8 protein-coding genes are annotated in these 10,139 nt (G+C 32.5%); 7 read left to right on the top strand and 1 reads right to left on the bottom strand.

Translation table 11 applies throughout. From position 1 onward, the window contains the following. Positions 1-130: 130 nt before the first annotated feature. Positions 131-745 (bottom strand): glycerol-3-phosphate 1-O-acyltransferase PlsY, encoded by a 615-nt coding sequence (gene plsY, locus RSB60_RS09100; RefSeq protein WP_323382724.1) that lies wholly within the window; start codon positions 743-745, stop codon positions 131-133. A 141-nt stretch (positions 746-886) separates the two neighbouring features. Here plsY and parE point away from each other — a divergent pair, with 141 nt between their 5' ends. The 7 genes from parE to RSB60_RS09135 all read left to right on the top strand — a co-directional run. Further along, on the top strand, positions 887-2,806 hold the full coding sequence (gene parE / locus RSB60_RS09105; protein ID WP_323382723.1) for a DNA topoisomerase IV subunit B: 1,920 nt from the start codon (positions 887-889) through the stop codon (positions 2,804-2,806). Then, on the top strand, positions 2,806-5,334 hold the full coding sequence (gene parC / locus RSB60_RS09110; protein ID WP_332615881.1) for a DNA topoisomerase IV subunit A: 2,529 nt from the start codon (positions 2,806-2,808) through the stop codon (positions 5,332-5,334). The genes parE and parC overlap by 1 nt, the downstream gene beginning before the upstream one ends. A gap of 119 nt (positions 5,335-5,453) precedes the next feature. Continuing rightward, positions 5,454-7,283: a BglG family transcription antiterminator gene (locus RSB60_RS09115; protein WP_332615884.1), complete on the top strand. Its 1,830-nt coding sequence runs from the start codon at positions 5,454-5,456 to the stop codon at positions 7,281-7,283. Next, on the top strand, positions 7,283-7,735 hold the full coding sequence (locus RSB60_RS09120; RefSeq protein WP_332615887.1) for a PTS sugar transporter subunit IIA: 453 nt from the start codon (positions 7,283-7,285) through the stop codon (positions 7,733-7,735). Before RSB60_RS09115 ends, RSB60_RS09120 begins: the two co-directional genes overlap by 1 nt. Beyond that, positions 7,732-8,007, top strand: coding sequence for a PTS sugar transporter subunit IIB (locus tag RSB60_RS09125; RefSeq protein ID WP_332475000.1), 276 nt, complete (start codon positions 7,732-7,734; stop codon positions 8,005-8,007). The genes RSB60_RS09120 and RSB60_RS09125 overlap by 4 nt, the downstream gene beginning before the upstream one ends. Before the next feature lie 11 nt (positions 8,008-8,018). Next, positions 8,019-9,281, top strand: coding sequence for a PTS ascorbate transporter subunit IIC (locus tag RSB60_RS09130; protein WP_323382718.1), 1,263 nt, complete (start codon positions 8,019-8,021; stop codon positions 9,279-9,281). An 11-nt stretch (positions 9,282-9,292) separates the two neighbouring features. Continuing rightward, the coding region (locus RSB60_RS09135) for a phosphotriesterase family protein (protein WP_332615889.1) at positions 9,293-10,139 on the top strand (847 nt) is incomplete at its 3' end.

Consider the following 10,139-nt stretch of genomic DNA (forward strand, 5'->3'; position numbering starts at 1 on the left):
AAACTCTACGAGAAAGGAGTTTGGGGATCTTATAAAGGTTCTTTGAATGATTTGTAGCACAAATCAATTTTCTTGATAATGTAGTAATTATATGTTCAAGACTAGATGTATATAAAAAATCACTTGGTAGTTACATCCAAGTGATTTTCTTTTCTTCGCCATCTTTAATTCGTTGAAGATTTGATTTATGGCGATAAGTTACAAATAAGAATAAAGCCACAAACGATAATGATATGACTAAGTCTGGTTGAGCAAAGAAAGATGCAACAGTTTCAATACCAATTGCAATGATACTACTCAAAGAGACCATTTTGCATATGTATAATATTACAAAGAAAGAACAAACTGGTAAAACAAATATTGTTAATAAATGACCTGTAACAATACCAATTCCCAAAAAGTAGCCGAATGTTGTCGCAACTGCTTTACCACCTTTAAAATTTGCGAATATTGGAAAGCAATGTCCAAAGCAACAAGCAAGACCTGCAAGTATTGTAGCACTTGGTATAAAACTAGCACAAAGTAGTACAACGAAACAAGCTTTTAAAGCATCTAGAATAGTAACACTAACTCCTGCCCATTTTCCTAAAACACGTCCTGCATTACTAGCACCTAGATTTCCTGAACCAAACTGACGAACATCTGTTTTGTAGAATAATTTACCTACAACGAGTGCCCAAGGTATTGAACCAAATAAATACGCTGCTAGAATAGCGAATATTACATTTATATTAATTAATGTCATAAAGTCATCTCCTTGTATTATTTTATCATACTTTAACTTAGTTCAACCTTTAAATTTCAGTGGAATTTTGGTATAATACATCAGTAAAGTTTTTACAAGAATAGAAAGGAAAATCTTAGATTCTATTCTAAGTTGGAAGTTATGGCGAATAATCAAATTTATGATGCAGATAGTATACAAATCTTAGAAGGTTTAGAAGCTGTCCGCAAACGCCCAGGGATGTATATCGGTTCTACTGATAGTAGAGGATTACATCATTTAATTTGGGAAATTGTGGATAACGCAGTGGATGAAGCTTTAAATGGATTTGGTAATAAAATCAAGATAACCCTTGAAAAAGGGGGAGTTTGTTGTGTCGAAGACGAAGGTCGTGGTATGCCTATTGGGGCTCACAGAAGTGGCAAAAATGCACTAGAAGTTATTTTTACAGTACTTCATGCGGGAGGGAAATTCTCTGCTGAAGGAGGGTATAAAACATCAGGAGGACTACATGGTGTAGGGGCTTCTGTTGTGAATGCTTTAAGTGAATGGGTAGAAGTTACAGTAGCGACAGATGGTAAATTGTATCAAATGCGTTTTGAAAATGGTGGTAAAAAAGTAAGTAAACTTGAAATTATTGGTAAATCAACCAAAACAGGTTCAAAAGTTCGTTTTAAGCCAGATTCAAAAATTTTCTCTACAACTGAATTTCACTACAAACAAGTTTGTGAACGTGCTCAAGAAACAGCCTTTTTATTGAATGGTATTACAATGACTGTCGAAGACCAGAAAAATGATAAAAAAGAGATTTATCATTATGATGAAGGTCTTAAGGAATTCTTGAATTATTTACATGAAGACCGTGATGTACTTCATGATCCAGTATGTTTTCATGGTGAATTTAAAGGTATTCAAGTTGATTGTGCTTTTCAATATACTGACAGTTATCAAGAAAATACATATAGTTTTGTCAATTTAGTACGTACACCAGATGGTGGTACTCATGAAATAGGTTTTAAATCAGCAATTACTAAAGCTTTTAATGATTATGCTAGAAAAATAGGTCTCCTTAAAGAAAAAGATAAGAATTTTGAAGGAAATGACGTTCGTGAAGGGCTAACTTCTATTATTTCAGTATCGATACCTGAAAATTTATTACAATTTGAAGGGCAAACTAAGGGAAGACTAGGTACTGCTGAAGCAAAACCAGCAGTGGAACAAACAGTCTTTGAAAAGATGACTTATTTCCTTGAAGAAAATAAAGATCTCTCTACTTCATTGATCAAGAAAATGCAAAAAGCAGCACTTGCAAGAGAAGCAGCACGTAAAGCACGTGATGAAGCACGTAAAGGTAAAAAGGGTGCTAAAACTGAAAAAATACTTTCAGGTAAACTTTCACCTGCCCAATCAAAAGACAGCGCTAAAAAAGAATTATTCCTTGTCGAAGGAGATTCAGCCGGAGGTAGTGCAAAACAAGGTAGAGACTCTAAGTATCAAGCCATATTGCCATTACGTGGTAAAGTATTAAATACTGAGAAATGCTCAATGTTAGATATTGAAAAAAATGAAGAACTTAACACAATTATTCATTGTTTAGATGCTGGTGTTGGACCGACATTTGATGCGAAAGATAGTAACTATGGAAAAGTTATTATCATGACCGATGCGGATACAGATGGAGCACATATTCAGGTATTGTTATTAACATTCTTCTATCGTTATATGCGGCCACTTGTTGAACAAGGAATGGTTTATATAGCGCTTCCACCTTTATATAAAGTAAGTAAAGGAAAAGAAACTGCATATTGTTTTGCCGACGAGGAATTAAATAGTCTTCGTGAGCAATGGGGAAAAGTTGAAATTCAACGTTATAAAGGGTTGGGGGAAATGAATGCTACTCAACTTTGGGATACAACAATGAACCCTGAAACCCGCACATTAATTCAAGTGACAATCGAAGATAGTGTTATTGCAGAACGTAGAGTTTCAGTCTTAATGGGAGACAAGGCAAATCTTCGCCGTGATTGGATTGAAGAAAATGTAGCATTTACATTAGAAGATACATTTAAGGTGGTAGACTAATGGCAAAAAAGAAAATTGAACAAAAAGAGATGATTACACTTCCAATGCCTCTTGAGGAAATCATGGGTGATCGATTTGGACGTTATTCAAAATATATTATTCAAGAACGTGCACTACCTGATGCTCGTGATGGTTTAAAACCAGTACAACGTCGTATTCTTTATGCAATGTATAGTGATGGCAATGTCTTTGAAAGACAGCATCGTAAGTCTGCAAAGACGGTAGGGTTAGTTATTGGTAATTTTCATCCACATGGTGATTCATCAGTGTATGATGCTATGGTACGTTTATCGCAAAGCTGGAAAGTTCGTTGCCCACTAGTAGATATGCATGGGAACAATGGATCTATTGATGATGATCCAGCAGCAGCAATGCGTTATACAGAGGCAAGGCTTTCGAAAATTACAAATACATTATTAACGGATATTGATAAGGAAACAGTCGAATTTGCACCGAACTTCGATGATACAACCGAAGAACCAACAGTATTACCTGCAAGTATTCCAACACTTTTAGTGAATGGGGCTACGGGTATTGCCTCAGGTTATGCTACAAATATTCCTCCTTGTAATTTGGGAGAAACATTGGACGCGACCATTTATCGTATTCAATATCCAAACTGTACGCTTGAAGAAATCATGGAACGATTACCTGGACCAGATTTTCCTACCGGTGGTATTGTGCAAGGACGAACTGGACTAGAAGAAGCATTTAGAACGGGTAAAGGTCGAATTGTTATACGTGGTAAAGCTTCAATAGAGGAAGGTAAAACAATTAATCAAATTGTAATTACTGAAATTCCATATGAAGTTATCAAGACAAATATTGTTAAAAAGATGGATGATATTCGTATTTCAAAAGATATTGATGGAATACTAGATGTCCGTGATGAAACTGATAGAACAGGACTAAAAATCGTCGTTGATCTCAAGAAAGATATCGATGCTAATTTAGTGCTTAACTACTTTTATAAAAATACTGATTTACAAGTTTATTATAGTTACAACATGGTTGCGATTGTAGATAAAAGACCAATGCAACTTGGTGTACTTGAACTATTGGATGCATTTATTAAATTTAGAGAAGAAGTTGTAATACGTAGAAGTCGTTTTGATTTAAATAAAATGGAAGCACGGTGTCATATCTTAGAAGGATTGATGAAAGCTGTCTCTATTATGGATGAAATTATTGATATCATTCGTAAATCAAAAGATAAAGGTGATTCTAAAAATCGTTTATGTGAGACTTTTGGTTTCACGGATACACAAGCTGAAGCAATCGTAAATTTACGATTATATCGATTAAGTTCTACAGATATTCTTTCTCTCCGTGAAGAATTTGCACAACTTGTAAATGAAATGGAAATGACAAAAACCATTCTTGAAAATAAGAATGTATTAAAGAGTACAATTGTAAAAGAATTAAAAGAAATCAGAAAAGATTTTGCCGATGAACGCCGTACAATAATTCAAGATGAAGTTGAAGAAATTGTTATTGATAAAACAAGTATGATTCAAAATGAACGCGTCATGATTACTGTATCAAGAGATGGTTATGTAAAACGTGTTTCACTTCGATCATATGGTGCTTCAGAAGGAACAGCAACAGGTCTTAAAGATGGTGATGAATTAATTGGTGCAATTGAATGTGATACTTTAGATACTGCACTTCTATTTACATCAAAAGGTAATTATGGCTTCTTACCAGTTTATCAAATTGATGAAGGTAAATGGAAAGATGTGGGATCACATTTAAACAACATCATGAAAATTGATGCAGATGATAAAATTATTAATGCGATCGTAGTTAAGAATTTTGATAGCTATGCATGGGTAATGACAATCAGTGCTTCAGGAAATATTAAGAAAACACCAATTAATCAATGGGTTGTACAACGTAATAATAAAGTAATGCCAGCGATGAAATTAAAAAGTCATGATGAAATGTTAAAAGCATTCCTATGCTATGCTCATCAAGAAATTATTTGTTTAAGTAAGGCAGGATTTATTACACGATATAGTTCTGATATAATTCCAAGTACAAATACAAAATCTCAAGGTGTTAAAGCAATGAATTTTGGAAAAGAAGATGGATTCGCAACAGCATGCGTACTACCAGATGATAATCATAGCTTAATGGTATTAACTGAAAAAGGATCAATGAAACGTTTAAGAATCAATGATATCCTTGAAACTTCACGTACTGTAAAAGGTGAAATGATTTGTAAGAAAATGAAAACAAATCCATTTGTAATGACTTATGCAAAGGCAGTAGTACCGTATGACAATTGTGTGTTTATTGATGCTGAAATGCAAACTCTTCAAGCAAAAGATATTCCACTTATGGCAAAAGATGCAACATTCTCAAACCCACTTGTTCTTCAAAAAGGTTGGCATTATGTCAAAGAAATTGAAGAATGTCGAATTATGGATAAACCTGAGGGTGATGACTTAATGCTTGATCAAAGTGATGATGTAGAAGAAAAAGTTCATGAAGATTTTGAAATGATTGATTTATTTGAAGAATAAAACTCATTAGATTTTTAATGAGTTTTTTTATTTTAACAAGGACGGTGTCATATCTTAAGTGTCATTTGTTGAAATGATTGATGATTTTAAATTGTTAGAATATGAATAGGAGATAGCACATGGAAAGTAAAATGTTTTCAATCTTAAGTTTTTTAGAACAAACTCAACGTGCAGTAACAGCAAAAGAGATAGCCGAAAAACTAGGGATTTCAGTAAGAACTGTAATGCGATATATGAATGTTCTTTGTAGTAGCAAAGAAAAGAGTTTTGCTATTCAAGCATCAAAGACAAAAGGTTATTATCTAGAAATCAAAGATGAAAATAAATTTAATTCGTATATGAACACGCAACGACAAGAATTAACAATTAATGAACAAAATCTAGAGTTGGTACTTTATATAGGATTACGCAAAAAGGTTAGTATTCAAGAATTATCCAATGTATATAGTTATAGTACATCAACGATTTTAAGACTTATTCAACAAATTAATGAAATGTTAGAAGATAGAGAAATTCAAATTGAAAAATCAAAAGAGAATTTTAAACTTGTTGGAAATGAAATTAAGATTAGAAATTATATCACGATGTCATTCGTGAATCACCCAGAATATATTCATAAAATTTGTAGTCAATGGGATATGTATACAATTCACTTAGAAAACATACTAAAAGAAAATGATATTGAGTATGGATCATCAAGTAACTTAATTTACTTGATTGTTACATTAATTCGCTGTAGCAATAAGAATGATTTAATTCTCACAGATATTGTACGTTTGTTGTATCGTAATCATCGTACAACAACACAGAAAATTGAAAATTTAAGACAACGAATTGTGAATGTATTCGATATAAACCTAAGTGATGATGAATGCATATTTATTCAAATTTTATTGTTAAAACCAGACACTGAAATTTTAGATTACAATGAATTGTTTAGTTACTTGAAACCAATTATTGAAGAAGCACTTAAGAATATTGATGCAAAGTATAATACATATTTTGTAACAAATACACAGTTACTTGAGTCATTAAATTATCATGTAGCGAATTGTTTTGAAGATTATATATTAATGGCTGAGAGTGATAATGAATTATTAGAACAAATTAAAATAAATTTCACAAACGAATATTGTTATGCGATTGAATTTAAAAAATGGATTTATCAAGTCTTAGATATTGAGATTGGGGATAAAGATATTGGGTATATTGCACTACACTTTGCGAATGGTTCAGAAATTCAAGACATGAAAGATAGTCTAAATGCTCAAATCATTTATAAAAGTAATAAAACAGTCGCAACTCTACTGAAATCAAGAATCAATGATAAATGTTCAAATATACGTGTTGAACAACTTGTAAAAGCAGATGTGATTCCTAATGATTTACATCGCTATGATATTAACTTTATTTTTGAAGATTATGTTGATGACAAAGAAGGTGTTTGTAAAATCAGTCCATTCTTGAATTATTTGGATTTAGAAATAATCAATGATGAGATATTAAAAATACAAGGAAGCAATGCATTGTTATCCATGCTAGAAAAAGAAAATTTTTATCCGAATCTCGATGTAGAAAATAAAAAAATACTACTCGAGACATTATTAAAACAGTTGAAAGATAAAAAATACTTAAGTGAAAAAGAGTGTAAACAATTACTCGAAAGAGAAAAACTTACATCAACTGAAATTGTATTAAATGTAGCTTTTCCACACGTGATTGTAGAAGGTAAAAGTTTTATAACAATTGCTACACTTAAACATCCTGTTTTTTGGAAGAATAATTTTGTGAAAATAATTATTCTTATGGGATTATCAAAAAATGATAATAAAACGAGAAGTGCTATTCAATATTTATTTAATCGATTATCAAATACTGAAATTGTAAATCGTATTGAAAAAAATGAGAAGTTTGAAAAGTTAATAAAAATTATTAAGGGAGAATGTTAATGCTAAGTAATTATTTAACACGAGATGTTGTTGATTTAAATGTAAATGTACAAAATGCTGAAGAAGCGATTCGCTATGCAGGAGAATTACTTGTTAAAAGCAATCTTATTAAACCTGCTTATGTAGATGAAATGATAGATACGTATCGAAATTTAGGTCCTTATATTGTACTTGCGCCACACATTGCAATGCCGCATTCCAAACCAAGTGATAATGTAATGAAACCTTGTTTATCGTTTTGTCGATTACAACAACCAATACGATTTAATCATACTGAGAATGATCCAGTGCACTTTGTATTTGCATTAGCAGGAAATGACGAATTTGGACACATGGCTTTACTTCAATCATTAGGAAAATTTCTAATGGATGAAGAAAATATAAAGAAACTCTATACCATCCATGACTTTGATGGATTAATAGAAATTTTAGGAAAGGAGGATAAGGTATGAAAGAATTAAAAGTACTAAGTGTTTGTGGTATGGGATTTGGAACAAGCTTGATGTTATTTATGACAATTCAGGATATTGGTAAGAAATATAATATTAAAATCACTGGAGAAGCTTGTGATCTTGGTTCTTACAAAGGAAAACCATGTGATTTGATTGTTGCTTCAAGTGAAATTGCGCAGCAAATCAAATCAGATGACATACCTGTATTAGGAATTTCTAATTTATTAGATAAAAATGATATCGAAGAAAAAATAAAACAATATTTTAATTAAGGAGGATAAATATGTTAGACGTAGTAGTAAAATTATTATCAAATCCATCAGTGATTTTAGCATTTGTTGCATGTTTGGGGTTAATTCTATTAAGAAGAAGTGCATCAGATATTATCACAGGTACACTAAAAACTTTATTAGGTTTCCTGATTTTACAAGCAGGATCAAGTTTAATTGTTAATGCATTAATTCCTTTCTCAGGTATCTTCACTCAAGCATTTAACCTTTCTGGTTTTGTGGCTGAAGATAATGCGTTAGTGGCAGCAGTACAAACATTATTAGGGTTTGAGACTTCAATGATTATGATTTTCTCATTTGGAATCAATATCTTATTAGCTCGTTTCACAAAATTTAAATATGTATTTTTAACAGGACATATGATGTTCTCATTTGCAGGTACAATGGCAATTGTATTACATCAAATGGGTATGACTGGTTGGACAGCGATTGCAATTGGTGCAACAGTTCAAGGGATAAGCTGTATTGTTTTCCCAGCTATTTCACAACCATTTATGAAAAAAATTACAGGTAACAATGATGTAGCTTTAGGATTCTGGGGTTCAAGTGCAATTTGTTTCTCTGGATGGATTGGCGGATTAATCGGAAATAAAGAAAAATCATGTGAAGATATTAAAGTTCCAAATGGTTTAGGATTCCTTAAAGACATGTCAGTCTTGATGGCAATTGTTATGATTCTTGTTTACTTGGGTACATGCTTATATGCTGGACCTGAAGTTGTTGCAAGTTATGCTGGTGGTCAAGATGTAATCGTGTTCTCAGTTATGACAGCATTAAACTTTGTTGCAGGAATATTGATTCTATTACAAGGTGTGCGTATGTTCCTTGGTGAATTAGTACCAGCATTTAAAGGAATTAGTGAAAAATTAGTTCCAGGAGCAATCCCTGGATTAGATGTTCCAATTATTTATGCATTTGGTCCGGTTGCGACAACCGTTGGGTTTGTCTTCGCAATGGTTGGTGGTTTACTTGCAACTTTAGTTTCAACACAGTTATCAGCAGTTGTCTTACCTTCAGTTATCGGTCTATTCTTTATGGGTGGTGCCGCTGGTGTATTAGGAGATAAGTTAGGTGGTATTCGTGGAGCTATTATTGCAGGTTTAGTATTAGGATTTGTATTTAGTATTTTACCAGTACTTTTCTATAATTTCGTAGATTTAAGTGTTTATGGAATCACTGGACTATGGTTTGCTTCAACTGATGCAATCATCGTTGTTGTGATTATGCGATTAGTAGGAATGTTATTTGGTATTTAAAGGAGAGAAATATGAGAAAAGTAACAACTGTTCTAGGTGATATTGATTCAAGTTCTTTGGGATTTACATATGTTCATGAGCATCTCTATGCTGTTCCACCAGCAAATCAAAAAGATCGTGATTTGGAATTATCAAGTTATGATAACTCATTGTATGAACTACAACAATTTAAATCAGTGGGTGGAGAAACGTTAGTGGAAGCATCGACAATTGATTATGGAAGAAATCCTGTAGCTCTTAAAAAAATGGCAGAGGTTACTGGCGTAAATGTAATTGCGACAACAGGGTTCAATAAAAATATGTATTATCCACAATGGGTAGCCGAAAGAACAACCGAAGAAATTGCAGAATATATGATTCGTGACATTGAAGTGGGTATTGATGGTACAAGCATTCGTGCTGGACAAATCAAAACAGGTGGTTCTTATAATGTAGTGCATCCACTTGAAATAAAAGTAACACATGCTTGTGCAATTACACATAAAAAGACGGGTGTTCCTCTATGGTGTCACACAGAGGCAGGAACAATGGCACATGAGATTCTGGATATTTTTGAAGAACATGAAATACCAATGAATCATATTTGTGTAGGTCATTTAGATCGAAACCTTGATGAAGAATATTTATTATCACTTGCACAAAGAGGTATTTTTATTCAATTTGATGGACCTGGTAAAGTGAAATATTATCCCGATTCAATGCGTGTCGCAATGTTAAAAAGTTTAAAGGATCATGGCTATATAAAACAAATTCTTATTTCTGGCGATATGGGTAGAGCTTCATATTTGAAAGGATATGGAGGGGGACCTGGTTTTGAATTCATTAAAACGAAATTCATTCCTCGTCTTTTAAGAAATG

This window comes from Anaerorhabdus sp. (assembly GCF_036657415.1).
Taxonomy (GTDB): Bacteria; Bacillota_I; Bacilli_A; order Erysipelotrichales; family Erysipelotrichaceae; genus Anaerorhabdus.